The organism is Enterobacter cloacae complex sp. S3 (assembly GCF_014930495.1).
Taxonomy (GTDB): Bacteria; Pseudomonadota; Gammaproteobacteria; order Enterobacterales; family Enterobacteriaceae; genus Enterobacter; species Enterobacter asburiae_B.
On sequence record NZ_JADBRD010000048.1, the window covers coordinates 1 to 22,089 of the forward strand.

The following is a 22,089-nucleotide window of genomic DNA, read 5'->3' on the forward strand; positions in this document are numbered from 1 at the left end:
GGCCCAATGCCTCAGACTCGTGAGCACATCCTGCTGGGTCGTCAGGTAGGCGTTCCTTTCATCATCGTGTTCCTGAACAAATGCGACATGGTTGATGACGAAGAGCTGCTGGAACTGGTAGAGATGGAAGTTCGTGAACTGCTGTCTCAGTACGATTTCCCGGGCGACGATACCCCAATCGTTCGTGGTTCTGCTCTGAAAGCGCTGGAAGGCGACGCAGAGTGGGAAGCGAAAATCATCGAACTGGCTGGCTTCCTGGATTCTTACATCCCAGAACCAGAGCGTGCGATTGACAAGCCATTCCTGCTGCCAATCGAAGACGTATTCTCCATCTCCGGTCGTGGTACCGTTGTTACCGGTCGTGTAGAGCGCGGTATCATCAAAGTTGGCGAAGAAGTTGAAATCGTTGGTATCAAAGAGACTGCGAAGTCTACCTGTACTGGCGTTGAAATGTTCCGCAAACTGCTGGACGAAGGCCGTGCTGGTGAGAACGTTGGTGTTCTGCTGCGTGGTATCAAACGTGAAGAAATCGAACGTGGTCAGGTTCTGGCGAAGCCAGGCTCAATCAAGCCACACACCAAGTTCGAATCTGAAGTGTACATCCTGTCCAAAGACGAAGGCGGCCGTCATACTCCGTTCTTCAAAGGCTACCGTCCACAGTTCTACTTCCGTACAACTGACGTGACCGGTACCATCGAACTGCCAGAAGGCGTTGAGATGGTAATGCCAGGCGACAACATCAAGATGGTTGTGACTCTGATCCACCCAATCGCGATGGACGACGGTCTGCGTTTCGCAATCCGTGAAGGTGGCCGTACCGTTGGCGCGGGCGTGGTTGCTAAAGTTCTCGGCTAATCGCTGATAACATTTGACGCAATGCGCATGAAAAGGGCATCATTTGATGCCCTTTTTGCACGCTTTCACATCAGAACCTGGCTCATCAGTGATTATTTTTGTCATAATCATTGCTGAGACAGGCTCTGCAGAGAGCGTATAATCCATAAAGGGATTAGCGTTTCGATTTGGCTCGCCTCGCAATCGCGGGGTGAAATTATTTGTAGAATTCTTCTGACAGGTTGGTTTATGAGTGCGAATACCGAAGCTCAAGGGAGCGGGCGCGGCCTGGAAGCGATGAAGTGGGTCGCTGTTGCCGTGCTGCTGATTGTGGCAATCGTTGGCAACTATCTTTATCGTGACATGATGCTGCCGCTCCGCGCGCTGGCAGTGGTGATTCTGATTGCTGCAGCGGGCGGTGTCGCGCTGTTGACGACTAAGGGTAAAGCAACCGTTGCTTTCGCTCGCGAAGCACGTACCGAAGTCCGCAAGGTCATTTGGCCGACTCGCCAGGAAACATTGCACACCACGCTGATCGTGGCTGCAGTGACTGCGGTAATGTCACTGATCCTGTGGGGACTGGATGGTATTCTGGTTCGCCTGGTTTCCTTTATTACTGGCCTGAGGTTCTAAGATGTCTGAAGCCCCTAAAAAGCGTTGGTACGTCGTTCAGGCGTTTTCCGGTTTTGAAGGCCGCGTAGCAACGTCGCTGCGTGAGCATATCAAATTACACAACATGGAAGAGTTATTTGGCGAAGTTATGGTTCCGACCGAAGAAGTGGTTGAGATCCGTGGCGGCCAACGTCGCAAAAGCGAGCGTAAATTCTTCCCGGGTTACGTGCTGGTTCAGATGGTGATGAACGACGCGAGCTGGCACCTGGTGCGCAGCGTACCGCGCGTGATGGGCTTTATCGGCGGCACGTCTGACCGTCCGGCGCCAATCAGCGACAAAGAAGTTGATGCGATTATGAACCGCCTGCAGCAGGTGGGTGATAAGCCGCGTCCGAAAACGCTGTTTGAACCGGGTGAAATGGTTCGTGTTAGCGACGGTCCGTTTGCTGACTTTAACGGTGTGGTTGAAGAAGTGGACTACGAGAAGTCCCGCCTGAAAGTTTCTGTTTCTATCTTCGGTCGTGCGACCCCGGTAGAACTGGACTTTGCGCAGGTCGAAAAAGCCTAAGCAGCGATCAAAAAAGCGGCGATTTAATCGTTGCACAGGGCGCGAGATTGGAATACAATTTCGCGCCTTTTGTTTTTATGGGCCCGGCCCGTAAAACGAATTTTATTCACGGGGAGCCTCCCTGAGGCGCTATCACCCAATCAGAGGATTTTACAATGGCTAAGAAAGTACAAGCCTACGTCAAGCTGCAGGTTGCAGCTGGTATGGCGAACCCAAGTCCACCAGTTGGTCCAGCTCTGGGTCAGCAGGGTGTGAACATCATGGAATTCTGTAAAGCGTTCAACGCCAAAACCGAATCCCTGGAAAAAGGTCTGCCAATCCCAGTCGTAATCACTGTTTACGCTGACCGTTCTTTCACTTTCGTTACCAAAACCCCTCCAGCAGCTGTTCTGCTGAAGAAAGCGGCTGGTATCAAGTCTGGTTCCGGTAAACCGAACAAAGACAAAGTGGGTAAAATTTCCCGCGCTCAGCTGCAGGAAATCGCGCAGACCAAAGCTGCCGACATGACTGGTGCCGACATTGAAGCGATGACTCGCTCAATCGAAGGTACTGCACGTTCCATGGGCCTGGTAGTGGAGGACTAAGAAATGGCTAAACTGACCAAGCGCATGTCCGTGATCCGTGACAAAGTTGATGCGACCAAACAGTACGACATCAACGAAGCTATCGCTCTGCTGAAAGAACTGGCAACTGCTAAGTTCGTTGAAAGCGTTGACGTTGCCGTTAACCTCGGCATCGACGCGCGTAAATCCGATCAGAACGTTCGTGGCGCAACTGTACTGCCACACGGTACTGGCCGTTCCGTTCGCGTAGCTGTATTTGCTCAGGGTGCAAACGCTGAAGCTGCTAAAGCTGCCGGCGCTGAACTGGTAGGTATGGAAGATCTGGCTGATCAGATCAAGAAAGGCGAAATGAACTTTGACGTTGTTATTGCTTCTCCAGATGCAATGCGCGTTGTTGGCCAGCTGGGCCAGGTTCTGGGTCCACGCGGCCTGATGCCTAACCCGAAAGTCGGTACTGTAACTCCTAACGTTGCTGAAGCGGTTAAGAACGCTAAAGCAGGTCAGGTTCGTTATCGTAACGACAAAAACGGCATCATCCACACCACCATCGGTAAAGTGGACTTTGACGCTGACAAACTGAAAGAAAACCTGGAAGCTCTGCTGGTTGCGCTGAAAAAAGCAAAGCCAACTCAGGCGAAAGGCGTGTACATCAAGAAAGTTAGCATCTCCACCACCATGGGTGCAGGTGTTGCAGTTGACCAGGCTGGCCTGAGCGCTGCTGCAAACTAATGCCTTTACGTGGGCGGTGATTTTGTCTACAATCTTACCCCCACGTTTGCTAACGAAAGTTAGCGGCTAAAAGATTTGTTCGTTGGAGCCTGGCCTAATCCAGGCCTCCGTCGAAGACCGCAGGTGTTTCGCAAGAGACTTAATCCCCTGCGTAGACGGTGACAGAACGCTAAGATTATTTTTGGATACTCTGGCTTGTTTCTGCTCACCGTATTAAGACGCTCTTTCCGTTTGGGAGAGTGAAGTGAGTTCCGGAACATGAGTTCCGGCAAACATCCAGGAGCAAAGCTAATGGCTTTAAATCTTCAAGACAAACAAGCGATTGTTGCTGAAGTCAGCGAAGTAGCCAAAGGCGCGCTGTCTGCAGTAGTTGCGGATTCCCGTGGCGTTACTGTAGACAAAATGACTGAACTGCGTAAAGCAGGTCGTGAAGCTGGCGTATACATGCGTGTTGTTCGTAACACCCTGCTGCGTCGCGTAGTTGAAGGTACTCAGTTCGAGTGCCTGAAAGACACGTTTGTTGGTCCGACCCTGATTGCATACTCTATGGAACACCCGGGCGCTGCTGCTCGTCTGTTCAAAGAGTTCGCGAAAGCGAATGCAAAATTTGAGGTCAAAGCTGCAGCCTTTGAAGGTGAGTTGATCCCGGCATCGCAAATCGATCGCCTGGCAACCCTGCCGACCTACGAAGAAGCAATTGCACGCCTGATGGCAACCATGAAAGAAGCTTCGGCTGGCAAACTGGTTCGCACTCTGGCTGCTGTTCGCGATGCGAAAGAAGCTGCTTAATCGCAGTTATCTTTATAAAGCATTTGCTTACGTATAAACTTATTCTGATTTTCAGGAACAATTTAAATGTCTATCACTAAAGATCAAATCATTGAAGCAGTTGCAGCTATGTCCGTAATGGACGTTGTAGAACTGATTTCTGCAATGGAAGAAAAATTCGGTGTTTCTGCTGCTGCTGCTGTAGCTGTAGCTGCGGGCCCGGCTGAAGCTGCTGAAGAAAAAACTGAATTCGACGTAATTCTGAAAGCTGCTGGCGCTAACAAAGTTGCTGTTATCAAAGCAGTACGTGGCGCAACTGGCCTGGGTCTGAAAGAAGCTAAAGACCTGGTAGAATCTGCTCCAGCTGCGCTGAAAGAAGGCGTGAGCAAAGACGACGCAGAAGCACTGAAAAAATCTCTGGAAGAAGCTGGCGCTGAAGTTGAAGTTAAATAAGCCAACTTTTCTGGTTGCAGCCTGAGTAATTAGGCTGATGGCTGGTGACTTTTTAGTCACCAGCCTTTTTGCGCTGTAAGGCATCAGTAGCATTTCACACTGTTTGACTGCTGATTGTCCTGACAATGCATGTTTCTATCGACGACTTAATATATTGCGACAGGGTGCTCGCTCTGTGTAAATCGCGACGAAATGATTTAAGCGTGATAGCAACAGGTATTGCGGAAAGTATTCAATTTTCCGGTCCACAAAATGGTGTTGCACAAACTGTCCCTTCGTCGGACAGATGGGTCGACTTGTCAGCGAGCTGAGGAACCCTATGGTTTACTCCTATACCGAGAAAAAACGTATTCGTAAGGATTTTGGTAAACGTCCACAAGTTCTGGACATTCCATATCTCCTTTCTATCCAGCTTGACTCGTTCCAGAAGTTTATCGAGCAAGATCCTGAAGGGCAGTACGGTCTGGAAGCAGCCTTCCGCTCCGTGTTCCCGATTCAGAGCTACAGCGGTAACTCCGAGCTGCAGTACGTCAGCTACCGCCTTGGCGAACCGGTGTTTGACGTTCAGGAATGTCAGATCCGTGGCGTGACCTATTCCGCACCGCTGCGCGTAAAACTGCGTCTGGTGATCTACGAGCGCGAAGCGCCGGAAGGCACCGTAAAAGACATTAAAGAACAAGAAGTCTACATGGGTGAAATTCCACTCATGACAGACAACGGTACTTTCGTTATCAACGGTACTGAGCGTGTTATCGTTTCCCAGCTGCATCGTAGCCCGGGCGTCTTCTTCGACAGCGATAAAGGTAAAACACACTCTTCCGGTAAAGTACTGTATAACGCACGCATCATTCCTTACCGTGGTTCATGGCTGGACTTTGAGTTCGATCCGAAAGACAACCTGTTTGTCCGTATCGACCGTCGTCGTAAGCTGCCTGCAACCATCATTCTGCGTGCGCTGCAATACACCACTGAACAGATCCTGGACCTGTTCTTTGAGAAAGTGATCTTTGAAATCCGCGACAACAAGCTGCAGATGGAGCTGGTGCCGGAACGTCTGCGTGGCGAGACCGCGTCGTTCGACATCGAAGCCGACGGCAAAGTGTATGTGGAAAAAGGTCGCCGTATCACCGCGCGCCACATCCGCCAGCTGGAAAAAGATGATATCAAACTCATCGAAGTTCCGGTTGAGTACATTGCAGGAAAAGTAGCCGCGAAAGATTACGTTGATGAGTCAACGGGTGAGCTGATCTGCCCAGCGAACATGGAGCTGAGCCTGGATCTGCTGGCTAAGCTGAGCCAGTCTGGTCACAAACGTATCGAAACGCTGTTCACCAACGATCTGGACCACGGCGCGTATATTTCTGAAACTATTCGCGTCGACCCAACCACCGATCGTCTGAGCGCGCTGGTCGAAATCTACCGCATGATGCGTCCTGGTGAGCCACCAACTCGCGAAGCGGCGGAAAGCCTGTTCGAGAACCTGTTCTTCTCCGAAGACCGCTACGATCTGTCCGCGGTTGGTCGTATGAAGTTCAACCGTTCTCTGCTGCGCGACGAAATCGAAGGTTCCGGTATCCTGAGCAAAGACGACATCATCGAAGTGATGAAGAAGCTCATCGATATCCGTAACGGTAAAGGCGAAGTGGACGATATCGACCACCTCGGCAACCGTCGTATCCGTTCCGTAGGCGAAATGGCGGAAAACCAATTCCGCGTTGGCCTGGTACGTGTAGAGCGTGCGGTGAAAGAGCGTCTGTCTCTGGGCGATCTGGATACCCTGATGCCTCAGGATATGATCAACGCCAAGCCGATTTCTGCAGCAGTGAAAGAGTTCTTCGGTTCAAGCCAGCTGTCTCAGTTCATGGACCAGAACAACCCGCTGTCTGAGATTACGCACAAACGTCGTATCTCTGCACTCGGCCCAGGCGGTCTGACCCGTGAACGCGCAGGCTTTGAAGTTCGAGACGTACACCCGACGCACTACGGTCGCGTATGTCCAATCGAAACGCCTGAAGGTCCAAACATCGGTCTGATCAACTCCCTGTCCGTGTACGCACAGACTAACGAATACGGTTTCCTCGAGACCCCGTACCGTAAAGTGACCGACGGTGTTGTAACCGACGAAATTCACTACCTGTCTGCTATCGAAGAAGGCAACTACGTTATCGCTCAGGCGAACTCCAACCTGGATGACGAAGGCCACTTTGTAGAAGATCTGGTTACCTGCCGTAGCAAAGGCGAATCCAGCTTGTTCAGCCGCGACCAGGTTGACTACATGGACGTATCCACCCAGCAGGTGGTATCCGTCGGTGCGTCCCTGATCCCGTTCCTGGAACACGATGACGCCAACCGTGCATTGATGGGTGCGAACATGCAACGTCAGGCCGTTCCAACTCTGCGCGCTGATAAGCCGCTGGTTGGTACCGGTATGGAACGTGCTGTTGCCGTTGACTCCGGTGTTACTGCAGTTGCTAAACGTGGCGGTACTGTTCAGTACGTCGATGCATCCCGTATCGTTATCAAAGTTAACGAAGACGAGATGTATCCGGGCGAAGCTGGTATCGACATTTATAACCTGACCAAATACACCCGTTCTAACCAGAACACCTGTATCAACCAGATGCCTTGCGTATCTCTGGGTGAGCCAGTTGAGCGCGGCGACGTGCTGGCAGACGGTCCGTCCACCGACCTCGGTGAACTGGCGCTCGGTCAGAACATGCGCGTAGCGTTCATGCCGTGGAACGGTTACAACTTCGAAGACTCCATCCTCGTCTCCGAGCGTGTGGTTCAGGAAGATCGTTTCACCACCATCCACATTCAGGAACTGGCATGTGTGTCTCGTGACACCAAGCTGGGGCCAGAAGAGATCACCGCTGACATCCCTAACGTGGGTGAAGCTGCGCTCTCCAAACTGGATGAATCCGGTATCGTTTACATCGGTGCGGAAGTGACCGGCGGCGACATTCTGGTTGGTAAGGTTACGCCGAAAGGTGAAACCCAGCTGACGCCAGAAGAGAAACTGCTGCGTGCAATCTTCGGTGAGAAAGCGTCTGACGTTAAAGACTCTTCTCTGCGCGTACCAAACGGTGTTTCCGGTACGGTTATCGACGTTCAGGTCTTCACCCGTGACGGCGTTGAGAAAGATAAGCGTGCGCTGGAAATCGAAGAGATGCAGCTCAAACAGGCTAAGAAAGACCTGTCTGAAGAACTGCAGATCCTCGAAGCGGGTCTGTTCAGCCGTATCTATGCGGTGCTGGTTGCCGGTGGCGTTGAAGCTGAGAAGCTCGACAAACTGCCACGCGATCGCTGGCTGGAACTGGGCCTGACCGACGAAGAGAAACAAAATCAGCTGGAACAGCTGGCTGAGCAGTATGACGAACTGAAACACGAGTTCGAGAAAAAACTCGAAGCGAAACGCCGCAAAATCACTCAGGGCGACGATCTGGCACCAGGTGTGCTGAAGATTGTTAAGGTGTATCTGGCCGTTAAACGTCAGATCCAGCCTGGTGATAAGATGGCAGGTCGTCACGGTAACAAGGGTGTTATCTCTAAGATCAACCCGATCGAAGATATGCCGCACGATGCTAACGGTACGCCGGTAGATATCGTACTGAACCCGCTGGGCGTACCGTCTCGTATGAACATCGGTCAGATCCTGGAAACTCACCTGGGTATGGCTGCGAAAGGTATTGGCGACAAGATTAACGCCATGCTGAAGCAGCAGGAAGAAGTCGCGAAACTGCGCGAATTCATCCAGCGTGCCTACGATCTGGGTACCGACGTGCGTCAGAAAGTCGACCTGAATACCTTCAGCGATGAAGAAGTGCTGCGTCTGGCTGAGAACCTGAAAAAAGGTATGCCAATCGCAACGCCGGTCTTCGATGGTGCGAAAGAAGCTGAAATTAAAGAGCTGCTGCAACTGGGTGGTCTGCCAACGTCTGGTCAGATTACGCTGTTTGACGGCCGTACCGGTGAACAGTTCGAGCGTCCGGTAACCGTAGGTTACATGTACATGCTGAAACTGAACCACCTGGTCGACGACAAGATGCACGCTCGTTCTACCGGTTCTTATAGCCTGGTTACTCAGCAGCCGCTGGGTGGTAAGGCACAGTTCGGTGGTCAGCGCTTCGGGGAGATGGAAGTGTGGGCGCTGGAAGCATACGGCGCGGCATACACCCTGCAGGAAATGCTCACCGTTAAGTCTGATGACGTGAACGGTCGTACCAAGATGTATAAAAACATCGTGGACGGCAACCATCAGATGGAGCCGGGCATGCCAGAATCCTTCAACGTACTGTTGAAAGAGATTCGTTCGCTGGGTATCAACATCGAACTGGAAGACGAGTAATTCTCGCTCAAACAGGTCACTGGTGCCGGGTTAACCCCCGGCACCAGATTGTGCTAACTCCGACGGGAGCAAATCCGTGAAAGATTTATTAAAGTTTCTGAAAGCGCAGACTAAAACCGAAGAGTTTGATGCGATCAAAATTGCTCTGGCTTCGCCAGACATGATCCGTTCATGGTCATTCGGTGAAGTTAAAAAGCCGGAAACCATCAACTACCGTACGTTCAAACCTGAGCGTGACGGCCTTTTCTGTGCGCGTATTTTCGGGCCAGTAAAAGATTACGAGTGCCTGTGCGGTAAGTACAAGCGCCTGAAACACCGTGGTGTGATCTGTGAGAAGTGCGGCGTTGAAGTGACCCAGACCAAAGTGCGTCGTGAGCGCATGGGCCACATCGAGCTGGCGTCTCCGACCGCTCACATCTGGTTCCTGAAATCTCTGCCGTCCCGTATCGGTCTGCTGCTGGATATGCCGCTGCGCGATATCGAACGCGTTCTGTACTTCGAATCTTATGTGGTTATCGAAGGCGGGATGACGAACCTGGAACGTCATCAGATCCTGACTGAAGAGCAGTATCTGGACGCGCTGGAAGAGTTCGGTGACGAATTCGATGCGAAGATGGGTGCGGAAGCTATTCAGGCCCTGCTGAAGAGCATGGATCTGGAGCAAGAGTGCGAGCAGCTGCGTGAAGAGCTGAACGAAACCAACTCCGAAACCAAACGTAAAAAGCTGACCAAGCGTATCAAACTGCTGGAAGCGTTCGTTCAGTCTGGTAACAAACCAGAGTGGATGATCCTGACCGTTCTGCCGGTTCTGCCGCCAGATCTGCGTCCACTGGTTCCGCTGGATGGTGGTCGTTTCGCAACGTCCGATCTGAACGATCTGTATCGTCGCGTTATCAACCGTAACAACCGTCTGAAACGTCTGCTGGATCTGGCTGCGCCGGACATCATCGTACGCAACGAAAAACGTATGCTGCAGGAAGCGGTTGACGCCCTGCTGGATAACGGCCGTCGCGGTCGTGCGATCACCGGTTCTAACAAACGTCCTCTGAAATCTTTGGCCGACATGATCAAAGGTAAACAGGGTCGTTTCCGTCAGAACCTGCTCGGTAAGCGTGTTGACTACTCCGGTCGTTCTGTAATCACCGTAGGTCCATACCTGCGTCTGCATCAGTGCGGTCTGCCGAAGAAAATGGCACTGGAGCTGTTCAAACCGTTCATCTACGGCAAGCTGGAACTGCGTGGCCTGGCCACCACCATCAAAGCCGCTAAGAAAATGGTTGAGCGTGAAGAAGCTGTCGTTTGGGATATCCTGGACGAAGTTATCCGCGAACACCCGGTACTGCTGAACCGTGCACCAACTCTGCACCGTTTGGGTATCCAGGCATTTGAGCCAGTCCTGATCGAAGGTAAAGCTATCCAGCTGCACCCGCTGGTTTGTGCGGCATATAACGCCGACTTCGATGGTGACCAGATGGCTGTTCACGTACCGCTGACGCTGGAAGCCCAGCTCGAAGCGCGTGCGCTGATGATGTCTACCAACAACATCCTGTCCCCAGCGAACGGTGAACCTATCATCGTTCCTTCTCAGGACGTTGTATTGGGTCTGTACTACATGACCCGTGACTGTGTTAACGCCAAAGGCGAAGGCATGGTGCTGACTGGCCCGAAAGAAGCTGAGCGTATTTATCGCGCTGGCCTGGCCTCTCTGCATGCGCGCGTTAAAGTGCGTATCACCGAATATGAAAAAGATGAAAACGGCGAATTCGTTGCGAAAACCAGCCTGAAAGACACGACCGTTGGCCGTGCCATTCTGTGGATGATCGTACCGAAAGGTCTGCCTTTCTCCATCGTCAACCAGGCGCTGGGCAAGAAAGCGATCTCCAAAATGCTGAACACCTGTTACCGCATTCTGGGTCTGAAGCCGACCGTTATCTTCGCTGACCAGACAATGTATACCGGCTTTGCTTATGCAGCGCGTTCAGGTGCATCTGTTGGTATCGATGACATGGTCATCCCAGAGAAGAAACACGAGATCATCTCTGAAGCGGAAGCCGAAGTTGCTGAGATCCAGGAGCAGTTCCAGTCTGGTCTGGTTACCGCGGGCGAACGCTATAACAAAGTTATCGATATCTGGGCAGCGGCGAACGATCGTGTATCCAAAGCGATGATGGATAACCTGCAGACCGAAACCGTGATTAACCGTGACGGCGTAGAAGAGCAGCAGGTTTCCTTCAACAGCATCTACATGATGGCCGACTCCGGTGCGCGTGGTTCTGCAGCACAGATTCGTCAGCTGGCAGGTATGCGTGGTCTGATGGCGAAGCCAGATGGCTCCATCATCGAAACGCCAATCACCGCGAACTTCCGTGAAGGTCTGAACGTACTCCAGTACTTCATCTCCACCCACGGTGCTCGTAAGGGTCTGGCGGATACCGCACTGAAAACTGCGAACTCCGGTTATCTGACGCGTCGTCTGGTTGACGTTGCTCAGGATCTGGTTGTGACCGAAGACGATTGTGGCACCCTCGAAGGTATCACAATGACCCCGGTTATCGAGGGTGGTGATGTTAAAGAGCCACTGCGCGATCGCGTTCTGGGTCGTGTAACCGCGGAAGACATTCTGAAGCCGGGTACTGCAGACATTCTGGTTCCACGCAACACGCTGCTGCACGAGCACTGGTGTGACCTGCTGGAAGCGAACTCTGTTGACTCCGTGAAAGTACGTTCCGTTGTATCCTGTGACACCGACTTTGGTGTATGTGCGCACTGCTACGGTCGTGACCTGGCGCGTGGCCACATCATCAACAAAGGTGAAGCAATCGGCGTTATCGCGGCACAGTCCATCGGTGAGCCGGGTACACAGCTGACGATGCGTACGTTCCACATCGGTGGTGCGGCATCTCGTGCGGCTGCTGAATCCAGCATCCAGGTGAAAAACAAAGGTAGCATCAAGCTCAGCAACGCGAAGTCTGTTGTTAACTCCGCTGGCAAGCTGGTTGTGACCTCTCGTAACACCGAGCTGAAGCTGATCGACGAATTCGGTCGTACCAAAGAGAGCTATAAAGTGCCTTACGGTGCGGTTATGGCGAAAGGTGATGGCGAGCAGGTTGCCGGCGGTGAAACCGTTGCAAACTGGGATCCACACACCATGCCGGTTATCACCGAAGTAAGTGGTTTCATCCGCTTCACTGACATGATCGACGGCCAGACCATTACTCGTCAGACCGACGAGCTGACCGGTCTGTCTTCTCTGGTGGTTCTGGATTCTGCTGAACGTACTACCGGTGGTAAAGATCTGCGTCCTGCACTGAAAATCGTTGATGCTCAGGGTAACGACGTTCTGATCCCTGGTACCGACATGCCTGCGCAGTACTTCCTGCCAGGTAAAGCGATCGTTCAGCTGGAAGATGGCATTCAGATCGGTGCGGGTGATGCTCTGGCGCGTATTCCACAGGAATCCAGCGGTACCAAGGACATCACCGGTGGTCTGCCACGCGTTGCGGACCTGTTCGAAGCACGTCGTCCGAAAGAGCCTGCAATCCTGGCTGAAATCAGCGGTATCATCTCCTTCGGTAAAGAGACCAAAGGGAAACGCCGTCTGGTTATCACTCCAGTAGATGGCAGCGAACCGTACGAAGAGATGATTCCTAAGTGGCGTCAGCTCAACGTGTTCGAAGGTGAACGTGTAGAACGTGGTGACGTGGTTTCCGATGGTCCAGAAGCTCCGCACGACATTCTGCGTCTTCGTGGCGTCCACGCGGTAACGCGTTACATCACCAACGAAGTACAGGACGTTTACCGTCTGCAGGGCGTTAAGATTAACGATAAGCACATCGAAGTTATCGTTCGTCAGATGCTGCGTAAAGCAACCATCGAAAACGCAGGCAGCTCCGAGTTCCTGGAAGGCGAGCAGGTTGAATACTCACGCGTCAAGATCGCTAACCGCGAACTGGAAGCGAACGGCAAAATCGGTGCGACCTTCTCGCGCGATCTGCTGGGTATCACCAAAGCGTCTCTGGCAACCGAGTCCTTCATCTCTGCAGCATCGTTCCAGGAAACGACTCGTGTCCTGACCGAAGCCGCTGTTGCTGGTAAACGTGATGAACTGCGCGGTCTGAAAGAGAACGTCATCGTGGGTCGTCTGATCCCGGCGGGTACCGGTTATGCGTACCACCAGGATCGTATGCGTCGTCGTGCTGCGGGCGAACTGCCAGCTGCACCGCAGGTGACTGCTGAAGATGCATCCGCGAGCCTGGCAGAACTGCTGAACGCAGGTCTGGGCGGTTCCGACAACGAGTAATCGTTGATGCCCGGTGATGAACATTACCGGGCATGTGCCTCGTAGGTCGGGTAAGCTCAGTGCCACCCGACAATAAAAAACCCGCCTCGGCGGGTTTTTTTACATCTGTAGGTAATCAGTTTACCAACGGGATCCGTCGATAAAGCTCAATCATATCGCCCGCCAGATCCTGAATGACCATCGCGTTCATCAGGTGATCCTGAGAGTGGACGGTGATCAGGTTAACCGGAAGCTTCCCGGTCCCTTCGTCAAAACCGATAAGCTGCGTCTGGATCGTGTGCGCATGCTTCACATATTCGCGCGACTCTTCCATCGCTTTTTCTGCTTCGTCAAACTCACCTTTACGCGCCATCTGTAGCGCCGTCAGGGCCGCACTGCGCGCCGCGCCTGCGTTGACCAGCAGTTCCATAATCGTGGTTTCTAAGTCTTCCATTATGACTCCAGAAGTTTGAGCGCTTTTTCCAGGACGGCATCGCCTTTCATCATGCCGTAATCCATCATGTCGATCACCGCGACCTTTTTACCCAGCGGCTCGGCCTGCGCCTGTAGCTTGGCCTGCTCGTATTTAACCTGTGGCCCCAGCAATACGATGTCGGCCGTCGCGATGTTGTCTTTAAACTCCGCAACCGGAACGGCTTTAATGGTGACTTCAACCCCTTTTTTCTGCGCGGCGTCTTTCATACGTTGAACCAGCATGCTGGTTGACATTCCCGCTGCACAGCATAAAACGATGTTCTTCATAATCAGCCTCGATCTACATGTGTTTATTGATAATTATCCCGTGCAGAGCGCTTCAACAACCGGTTTACCGCGATTGTGTGTCAGGCATCACAAAGAAACCGGCGATTTTCTGAAACCGGTTACAATTTTACATTGTCGGGTACCCGGCCCGTGGAAACGGGCAGGGTGAAAGTGGGAGGATTAGCTGATGGACGTTCGATTGATGCGGTTTTTGCCCTGCTGTTTGGCGCTGTAGAGGGCGCTATCAACGCTTCCGACAAATTGCTCCAGCGGTTCAAAATGCCACTCCCCAAGACCGCCGCTGAATGTAACCCGCAGGTTTTCTTCTCGCCAGACGCGTTTTTCAACTGCGGTACGCCAGGCTTCCAGCAATGAGAGCGCAGACGTCATCTGCTCAGCTTGGAAGATTACCGCGAACTCTTCTCCACCGTACCGGTAAATCGAGACGTGATGTGGCTGCATAATCTGGATCCCTTCGCGGGCCACGTTGCGCAGAACGATATCACCGGTCAGGTGGCCCAGCGTGTCGTTAATCGACTTGAAGTTATCGATGTCCACCAGCGCCAGCGCGAAAGGCTGCTGGGCATTCAGCAGCTCCGCGATATCGCTATCGAACGCGCGGCGGTTTTTACAGCCCGTCAGCGCATCGTGAGTGGCCTGGCGCACATAGGCCATCTCACGCTCTTTATTGGACTGGATAGTGTGGCTCAGCATCGCTTCCAGGCGCGGCGCCTCGCTGACGTCGCCGGTTTTAATGGCATTGATAATGTGCATCAGCACGGTACGCGAGGCGTGACGGAGGTATAAGCCGAAGAGGATGATGATGATTGCGGCCAGCGCAAACCCCCAGCCAACAATCGTCGTTTCGTGGCGGGTGATATCGGTGAGCGTCTCGCCAGAGACCCGGTAGATGACAAACCAGTCCGGATTGGTAAACGAGTAGTAGTAGTACCAGGCGTTGCTTTTCTTATCGTAAAGGTGGCCTTCGCCGCTGGTCATTTTGTCCATCAGCGCTTCGCTCACGTATTGTTTGAAGAGCGCGCCTGTATCCGGGTGAAGCACAACGGCGCCGTCGCGTTCAACGACGAAGAATTCTCCCTGGACGGGCGCCACCATCTGACGCAGGGTGAAGCCCATTGACGTCAAATCGAGATGAAACGCGATCGTTCCCTTCAGTCTGCCTTCGGGTGAAATCAAGGGCTTATAAAGTGTGACCGTCGGATGGCCGGTGAAGTAGTCCATGTACGGGCGAGTATAGTGGCTGAAGATACTGGCTTCGGCCTGAGCGATAAACCACGGCCGCGTCCGGGGATCGAAGGTTTTACTCTTCTGCGTGGGGAGCACTTCCGGCGCGCGGAGATAATGCCCCTGCGTGTCCGCCAGCGAGATGGAGGACACGGTCGGCATCAGGTTTTGCAAATGCATCATCATCTGCAGCCCCTGCGTCGGGTTGACGTTGAGCGTCTCGTTTAGCCTGTCGTCGCGGGCAAAGTACATCGCGGAACGGCCCAGGATATAGTCGTTTTCACGCAGGATAGATTCGGTGTAGTTCACCGCCAGGTTGTGCGTGAAATTGCTGTTTATCTTATGATAATCCTCAAGAAAATCCTTTCGTTGCGAAAGCGTCACCGCGATCGCGATCACCGCAAAACTGCATAGGATCCCCGCGAAGCTGAGCATGATTGGTCGGGTAAAAGAGAGCTTTTTGCTGTGAAGTGCCATGAGCTGTACATCGTTCCTGATGGTGAATACTTTTCGTCTGCCGATATCCTCTCAGCATAGTCGCTGTCCTGCGGTTAGCGGTGAATTATACGACACACGATTTCTGGCGGGATGATTTATCTTAAGAACCATTAAGAAAATACTTATTCAACCTGCTGGCGGCCGTGTGCGCAATGAACCAGAGGCAGGGCGAAACGAGGAAGAAGCTTTTCGCCCTGGTCAGCATCCGTTGCTGACCGTGTGACAATAAAAAACCGGACGATCGCTGACAACCACCCGGTTTTGCCTTTTCGTCGCGCCTCGACAATTTTTTATGGTGTTGCAGCGCGTTTCAGCGTCATTGCGAGGTTCTTCCCAGCCAGCTGTCCCAGTCTTTCCAGACAGGCTGAAGACCCTGAGCCGTCAGGGCTGCGGCGACCGCTTCCGGACGTCGTCCGTCATGCGGCACAAATTGCTCCAGCTCCGGACGATCGTCGGCGTAGCCGCCAGGCTGCGTTTTGGAAAACGCGCTGACGTTGTTAATCGCAAGCGGGATAACGCGATCGCGAAACGCCGGGGATTCACGCGTTGAGAGCGATAATTCCACTTCCGGGGCGAGCAGGCGAAACGCACAGATGGCCTGCACCAGCTGGCGTTCATCCATCAGCGAAGCCGGTTCAATCCCGCCCGCGCAAGGTCTCAGGCGCGGGAAGGAGATGGAATAACGGCTCTGCCAGTAGTGCTGCTGAAGCCACAGCAAATGTTCCGCCACCATGTAACAATCCACCCGCCAGCTGTCAGAGAGCCCGATCAGCGCTCCCAGACCGATTTTGTCGATCCCCGCGCGACCCAGCCTGTCCGGCGTTTCCAGCCGGAAAAAGAAATCCTGTTTCTTGCCCTTCAGGTGATGCCGGGCGTACGTCGCCTCGTGATAGGTTTCCTGGTAGACCATGACCCCGTCCAGTCCAAGGGTTTTGAGCTCCGCGTACTCCTCCTGCGCCAGGGGCTGTACTTCCATCTGCAGCGACGCAAACTGACGACGAATGGCGGGAAGGTGCTGACGGAAATAGTCCATTCCCACTTTTCCCTGATGTTCGCCCGTGACCAGCAGAAGATGTTCAAAGCCCATTTCACGAATGGCCGCGCACTCGCGGGCGATCTCACCTTCATCGAGCGTTTTACGCTTGATGCGGTTGCTCATGGAAAAACCGCAGTAGGTGCAGTCATTGGCGCACAGGTTTGAGAGATAGAGCGGCACGTAGAAGCTCACCGTGTTGCCAAAACGCTGGCGGGTGAGCCGCTGCGCTCGCTGGGCCATCGGCTCGAGGTACGCGCTGGCCGCCGGGGAGAGCAGGGCCATCAGATCCTCGCGGGTCAGATGGCGGGCATGCAGCGCGCGCTCCACGTCAGCCGCCGTTTTGCTGTTAATGCGCAGGGCAATGTCGTCCCAGCTAAGCTGCCGCCAGCGCTCGGTAAACGTGCTCATGAGATCGCCTCCAGAAAACCGGTCAGCGGGCTGGTGGCCTGTGCCTGGAAACTGCGCGAGCCGGGGCCGGACTCCCTTGCCAGCAGGCCAGCCTCTACGGCCATGCGGAACGCACGCGCCATCATGACCGGATCGTCGGCAACCGCGATGGCCGTGTTGACCAGCACCGCGTCGGCGCCCATCTCCAGCGCCTGCGCGGCATGGCTGGGCACGCCAATGCCCGCATCAACCACCACCGGCACGGTAGCCTGCTCAATAATGATTTCCAGCATCGCACGGGTTTCAAGCCCCTGGTTGGAGCCAATGGGGGCGCCCAGCGGCATGACGGCGGCGCAGCCGACCTCTTCCAGCCGTTTGCACAGAACAGGATCGGCGCCGCAGTAAGGCAGGACGGTAAACCCTTGCTGCACCAGCTTTTCAGCCGCTTTCAGCGTTTCGATGGGGTCGGGGAGCAGCCAGCGGGCGTCAGGATGAATTTCCAGCTTCAGCCAGCGGGTGCCGAGCGCCTCGCGGGCCAGCTGCGCGGCGAAAATCGCCTCTTCGGCCGTTTTGGCACCGGAGGTGTTGGGCAGCAGCGTGACGCCAGCCTCCAGTAAAGGCGCCAGAATAGCATCGCTGTGATGACGCAGATCCACGCGCTTGAGCGCCAGCGTCACCAGCTGGCTGCCGCTTTCGCGAATGGCATCCACCATCAGCTGCGGTGAGGCGAATTTTCCGGTTCCGGTAAACAGATGTGAATCAAAGACTTTATCGGCAATACGTAACATCTCAGCCCCCTGCGATAACCTGAAACAGCAGGATCTGGTCGCCGTCATTGACCTGCTGGTGTTCCCACTGCTCGCGCGGCAGGATCTGTTGATTGAGCGCCAGCGCCGTTCCCGGCTTGAGCTGGCGCAGCTTGTCGAGCAGTGCCGCAACGGTGAGCCCGTCGTCGCATTTCATCGGCTCATCGTTAAACAGAATGCGCATCGCGGCCTCCGCATACCGGGCAGCGGCTGGCGCGGTGTAACGCCAGATGGCGCCAGCCGCTGGAGCGGGCATCAAACAGCCGCAGCGTATTGCGTTCCGTCTCCATGCCGCTGAGCAGCTTGATGGCCTCCAGCGCCTGCATTGTGCCCATTACGCCGACCACCGGACCCAGAATGCCCGCCGTACGGCAGTTGCGCGCCGGCTCTGCATCATCCGGCCACAGACAGCGATAGCAGCCCTGCGACCACGGCGGGGTCAGGACCATCATCTGCCCGCCGAACCCCACCGCGCTGGCGGTGATAAGCGGCGTATTATTTGCCACGCAGGCGGCGTTAATCGCCTGGCGCGTCGCCATGTTGTCGGTACAGTCCAGCACCACGTCGGCAAGGGCGACCTCACGGCGCAGGTTTTCACCGCTGAGCCGTTCCTGCAGGGCAATCAGCGCGATATCCGGGTTGAGCTGGTTCAGGCGCTGCCGGGTAATTTGCGCTTTTGGCTGGTTGATATCCTCGGTGGTAAAGAGGATTTGTCGCTGCAGGTTGCTGAGGTGAACCTCGTCGTCGTCAGCCAGCACCAGCGTACCGATACCTGCACCAGCCAGATAAAGCGCGGCGGGCGCGCCTAGCCCGCCCAGACCGACAATCAGCACCCGGCTGGCGAGCAGCTTTTGCTGTCCGTCGATGGCGATATCTTCCAGCAGGATCTGACGGCTATAGCGCATAAAATCACGATCGTTCATCACCCGCTCCTGCCAGCTGTAACAGCTGTTCGGTGGCGAGACGCCAGTCTGCGGCCTGGGTGATGGCGCTGACGACGGCGATACTGCCGACGCCGGTCTCCAGCACCGCCGGGGCGCGTTCGAGGCTGATTCCGCCGATGGCGACGGTGGGGTAATCGGCAAGGCGTTTAACGTGACTCGCCAGCTGCGTCAGCCCCTGCGGTGCGGAGGGCATCTGCTTGGTTTGCGTCGGGAAGACGTGACCCAGCGCGATGTAAGAGGGACGGGCAGCCAGGGCCACGTCGATCTCCATGTCATCGTGCGTTGAAACGCCAAGACGCAACCCGGCTTCGCGGATAGCGCTCAGATCCGTTGTTTCCAGGTCCTCCTGACCCAGGTGCACGCCGTACGCCTGGTGCTTAACGGCCAGCCGCCAGTAATCGTTGATAAACAGACGGGCGTTATGCCGACGGCCAAGCGCGATGGCGGCAACCACATCGGCTTCCACCTCGTCATCGCGCTTATCCTTGATGCGCAGCTGGAGGGTGCGAACGCCTGTCTTGAGCAGGCGCTCTATCCACTCCACGCTGTCCACCACCGGATAGAGCCCTAAACGGTAGGGGACAGGCGGGAAATCGGGCTTATACATTACGCCTCCTCTTTTTTGAGGTAGATTTCGCCGCCTCTGGCGCGGAAGGTTTCAGACATGTCCGCCATACCCACTTCAATAGTTTGCGCGGCGGCGTAGTCGCGCACCTCCTGGCTGATTTTCATCGAGCAGAATTTTGGCCCGCACATAGAGCAGAAGTGCGCGACTTTGCCTGACTCCTGCGGCAGGGTCTCGTCGTGATAGGCGCGGGCGGTGAACGGGTCCAGCGCCAGGTTGAACTGGTCTTCCCAGCGGAATTCAAAGCGTGCCTTCGACATGGCGTTATCGCGGATTTGCGCGCCCGGATGGCCTTTGGCCAGATCCGCGGCGTGGGCGGCAATTTTGTAGGTAATCAGCCCCTGCTTCACGTCCTCTTTGTTTGGCAGGCCGAGGTGCTCTTTTGGCGTCACGTAGCAGAGCATCGCGCAGCCGAACCAGCCGATCATCGCCGCGCCAATGCCCGACGTGAAGTGGTCATAGCCCGGCGCAATATCGGTGGTCAACGGCCCCAGGGTGTAGAACGGCGCTTCGTGGCAGTGCTCCAGCTCCTCGGTCATGTTGCGGCGGATCATCTGCATCGGCACGTGGCCCGGGCCTTCAATCATCACCTGCACGTCATACTCCCAGGCGATTTTGGTCAGTTCGCCCAGCGTGTGCAGCTCGGCAAACTGCGCTTCGTCGTTCGCGTCGCGAATAGAGCCCGGACGCAGGCCGTCGCCCAGCGACAGAGAGACATCGTACGCGGCGCAGATTTCGCAGATCTCGCGGAAGTGTTCGTAGAGGAAGTTTTCCTGATGATGTGACAGGCACCACTTCGCCATGATGGAACCGCCGCGCGAGACGATGCCGGTCAGACGCTTTGCCGTCATCGGCACGTAGCGCAGCAGCACGCCCGCGTGAATGGTGAAGTAGTCCACGCCCTGTTCGGCCTGCTCCAGCAGCGTGTCGCGGAACGCTTCCCAGGTGAGGTCTTCGGCGATGCCGTTGACCTTCTCCAGCGCCTGATAAATCGGGACGGTGCCAATCGGTACCGGGCTGTTACGCAGGATCCATTCGCGGGTTTCGTGAATATAGCGGCCAGTGGAGAGATCCATTACCGTGTCCGCGCCCCAGCGCGTGGACCAGACCAGCTTCTCCACCTCTTCTTCGATGGAGGAGGTGACGGCCGAGTTACCGATGTTAGCGTTGACCTTCACCAGGAAGTTGCGGCCGATAATCATCGGCTCGGATTCCGGGTGGTTGATATTAGCAGGGATAATCGCGCGGCCTGCGGCCACTTCGTCACGCACAAATTCCGGCGTGATGTTCTCCGGCAGGCGAGCGCCAAAGCCTTCACCCGGATGCTGATAGCGCAGCACTTCGCTACGGATGCGCTCGCGACCCATGTTTTCGCGAATGGCGATGAACTCCATCTCCGGCGTGACGATGCCCCGGCGCGCGTAGTGCAGCTGGGTCACGCATTTGCCCGCTTTAGCGCGTTTTGGCGTCAGCAGGCCGGTAAAGCGCAGCTCGTCCAGACCGTCGTCGGCCAGGCGCTCTTTGGTATACGCAGAACTCAGGACGCTCAGCTCTTCGCAGTCGTTACGCGCGTCAATCCACGGCTGGCGCAGCTTAGCCAGACCCTGCTGGACGTTGATGGCAACATCAGGATCGCCGTACGGACCGGAGGTGTCATATACCGGCACGGCTTCGTTGTCTTCATACTGCGGGTTATCTTTGCTGCCGCCGATAAGCGTCGGGCTAAGCTGGATTTCACGCATTGGGACGCGGATATCGGCCTGCGAGCCGGAAATGTAGATGCGCTTCGAGTTCGGGAAAGCGGTGCCTTCCAGCGTGTCGATGAAGTGTTGGGCCTGTGCGCGCTGTTCGCGGCGGGTCAGTTTTGCAGTAGACATAGCTCATTCCAAAAGTGAAGGACATGGCTTGTCAGACGACGGATGAAGCAAGAGAGGATCGCCCTCAGGCGATACAACAGCAGTGTGACTCTTGTTCCCTTCGCAGGTATTAGCCTGATCAGGTTCCGCGGATCCCGAATTAACGGTCTCAGCCCGCGCTTTCAGGCGCTGGGCACTCCGACAAGAAAAATCCCCCTCGTGAGAGGGGCGAATGGTTGTAAATTACTCGTTAACGATGAAGAACTCAAGCAGGGCGCGCGACGTTCTCTTCGTTACTGATGTTCAAATCATTGTCCAGCACGAGGGCGATCAGCTTATCTTCCAGCGTGAATCGCTCTTCCAGCGCTTCGCCGAGGTCGGATAGCGCCTGCTGAAACTCAAGATAGTTATCGTGGTCGATAGCGTTCTCGAGCGCGGAATCATAGTAATCCATGATCTGCTGGGTGTTGGCTTCCAGAAGGGGATAGAGCTTGCTGGCCGCTAAATAGGGTGTTGTCCCTTCCATTTCGCGGATAATGCGTTCATAAATATTGAAATGGCCGTCGGACAGATAGTCGACCAGGCCCTGACAAAAATCATCCAGCGCTTTTTCATTCAGTCGCATAAACGATTCTTTGCCAGGCTTAATACCGACCAGATTGTAATAAGCCACGAGTAGATGCTTGCGTACATGTAGCCAGCGATCCACCAGTTTGTTATTTCCTCTAACGCGCTCAGTCAGGCTTTGCAGCTGGTTTAACATGGTCGACTCCGCA

The 22,089-nt window shown here is 54.8% G+C and carries 19 protein-coding genes and 1 riboswitch; of the genes, 9 read left to right on the plus strand and 10 right to left on the minus strand.

Annotation, left to right across the window (positions count from 1 at the left end; all coding sequences use genetic code 11):
• The 9 genes from tuf to rpoC form a co-directional block, all read left to right on the plus strand.
• Positions 1-855, plus strand: an 855-nt coding sequence (gene tuf / locus IM317_RS21465; protein ID WP_193362525.1) for an elongation factor Tu, incomplete at its 5' end; no start/stop codon positions are given.
• 228 nt (positions 856-1,083) lie between these two features.
• A complete protein-coding gene (gene secE, locus IM317_RS21470) occupies positions 1,084-1,467 on the plus strand; it encodes a preprotein translocase subunit SecE (protein ID WP_014068449.1) in 384 nt (127 codons plus the stop codon).
• A gap of 1 nt (position 1,468) precedes the next feature.
• Positions 1,469-2,014, plus strand: coding sequence for a transcription termination/antitermination protein NusG (gene nusG / locus IM317_RS21475; RefSeq protein WP_002438628.1), 546 nt, complete (start codon positions 1,469-1,471; stop codon positions 2,012-2,014).
• A gap of 155 nt (positions 2,015-2,169) precedes the next feature.
• On the plus strand, positions 2,170-2,598 hold the full coding sequence (gene rplK, locus IM317_RS21480) for a 50S ribosomal protein L11 (protein WP_008503452.1): 429 nt from the start codon (positions 2,170-2,172) through the stop codon (positions 2,596-2,598).
• Positions 2,599-2,601: 3 nt separating this feature from the next.
• Positions 2,602-3,306 (plus strand): 50S ribosomal protein L1, encoded by a 705-nt coding sequence (gene rplA / locus IM317_RS21485; RefSeq protein WP_006810530.1) that lies wholly within the window; start codon positions 2,602-2,604, stop codon positions 3,304-3,306.
• Between the two features lie 291 nt (positions 3,307-3,597).
• Positions 3,598-4,095 (plus strand): 50S ribosomal protein L10, encoded by a 498-nt coding sequence (gene rplJ, locus IM317_RS21490; protein ID WP_001207203.1) that lies wholly within the window; start codon positions 3,598-3,600, stop codon positions 4,093-4,095.
• Positions 4,096-4,161: 66 nt separating this feature from the next.
• A complete protein-coding gene (gene rplL, locus IM317_RS21495; RefSeq protein WP_006176746.1) occupies positions 4,162-4,527 on the plus strand; it encodes a 50S ribosomal protein L7/L12 in 366 nt (121 codons plus the stop codon).
• Positions 4,528-4,846: 319 nt separating this feature from the next.
• Positions 4,847-8,875 (plus strand): DNA-directed RNA polymerase subunit beta, encoded by a 4,029-nt coding sequence (gene rpoB / locus IM317_RS21500; protein ID WP_023334099.1) that lies wholly within the window; start codon positions 4,847-4,849, stop codon positions 8,873-8,875.
• Positions 8,876-8,951: 76 nt separating this feature from the next.
• Positions 8,952-13,175, plus strand: coding sequence for a DNA-directed RNA polymerase subunit beta' (gene rpoC, locus IM317_RS21505; RefSeq protein ID WP_023309968.1), 4,224 nt, complete (start codon positions 8,952-8,954; stop codon positions 13,173-13,175).
• A gap of 115 nt (positions 13,176-13,290) precedes the next feature.
• Here the strand turns inward: rpoC and IM317_RS21510 are convergent, their stop codons facing one another.
• The 10 genes from IM317_RS21510 to IM317_RS21555 form a co-directional block, all read right to left on the minus strand.
• Complete coding sequence (locus IM317_RS21510) at positions 13,291-13,608, minus strand: PTS lactose/cellobiose transporter subunit IIA (RefSeq protein WP_033146992.1); 318 nt, start codon at positions 13,606-13,608, stop codon at positions 13,291-13,293.
• Positions 13,608-13,916, minus strand: a complete 309-nt coding sequence (locus tag IM317_RS21515) for a PTS sugar transporter subunit IIB (protein WP_023334100.1) — start codon at positions 13,914-13,916, stop codon at positions 13,608-13,610. The genes IM317_RS21510 and IM317_RS21515 overlap by 1 nt, the downstream gene beginning before the upstream one ends.
• 180 nt (positions 13,917-14,096) lie before the next feature.
• Positions 14,097-15,638, minus strand: coding sequence for a sensor domain-containing diguanylate cyclase (locus IM317_RS21520; RefSeq protein WP_033146991.1), 1,542 nt, complete (start codon positions 15,636-15,638; stop codon positions 14,097-14,099).
• Positions 15,639-15,975: 337 nt separating this feature from the next.
• A complete protein-coding gene (thiH, locus tag IM317_RS21525; RefSeq protein WP_033146990.1) occupies positions 15,976-17,103 on the minus strand; it encodes a 2-iminoacetate synthase ThiH in 1,128 nt (375 codons plus the stop codon).
• The gene (gene thiG, locus IM317_RS21530; RefSeq protein WP_023334103.1) at positions 17,100-17,870 is read right to left on the minus strand and encodes a thiazole synthase; all 771 of its coding nucleotides are present in this window, start codon (positions 17,868-17,870) and stop codon (positions 17,100-17,102) included. The genes thiH and thiG overlap by 4 nt, the downstream gene beginning before the upstream one ends.
• A gap of 1 nt (position 17,871) precedes the next feature.
• Positions 17,872-18,072, minus strand: coding sequence for a sulfur carrier protein ThiS (gene thiS, locus IM317_RS21535; RefSeq protein WP_033146989.1), 201 nt, complete (start codon positions 18,070-18,072; stop codon positions 17,872-17,874).
• Positions 18,056-18,811, minus strand: coding sequence for a thiazole biosynthesis adenylyltransferase ThiF (thiF, locus tag IM317_RS21540; RefSeq protein WP_033146988.1), 756 nt, complete (start codon positions 18,809-18,811; stop codon positions 18,056-18,058). Before thiF ends, thiS begins: the two co-directional genes overlap by 17 nt.
• Entirely contained in the window at positions 18,798-19,439 is a 642-nt protein-coding gene (gene thiE / locus IM317_RS21545) for a thiamine phosphate synthase (protein ID WP_033146987.1), read from the minus strand. The genes thiF and thiE overlap by 14 nt, the downstream gene beginning before the upstream one ends.
• A complete protein-coding gene (gene thiC / locus IM317_RS21550; protein WP_033146986.1) occupies positions 19,439-21,334 on the minus strand; it encodes a phosphomethylpyrimidine synthase ThiC in 1,896 nt (631 codons plus the stop codon). The genes thiE and thiC overlap by 1 nt, the downstream gene beginning before the upstream one ends.
• Before the next feature lie 78 nt (positions 21,335-21,412).
• Positions 21,413-21,524: riboswitch (TPP riboswitch) on the minus strand.
• Positions 21,525-21,578: 54 nt separating this feature from the next.
• Positions 21,579-22,076 carry an Rsd/AlgQ family anti-sigma factor gene (locus IM317_RS21555; RefSeq protein WP_023309976.1) on the minus strand — a complete coding sequence of 166 codons (498 nt, stop codon included), beginning with the start codon at positions 22,074-22,076 and terminating at the stop codon, positions 21,579-21,581.
• Positions 22,077-22,089 lie beyond the last annotated feature (13 nt).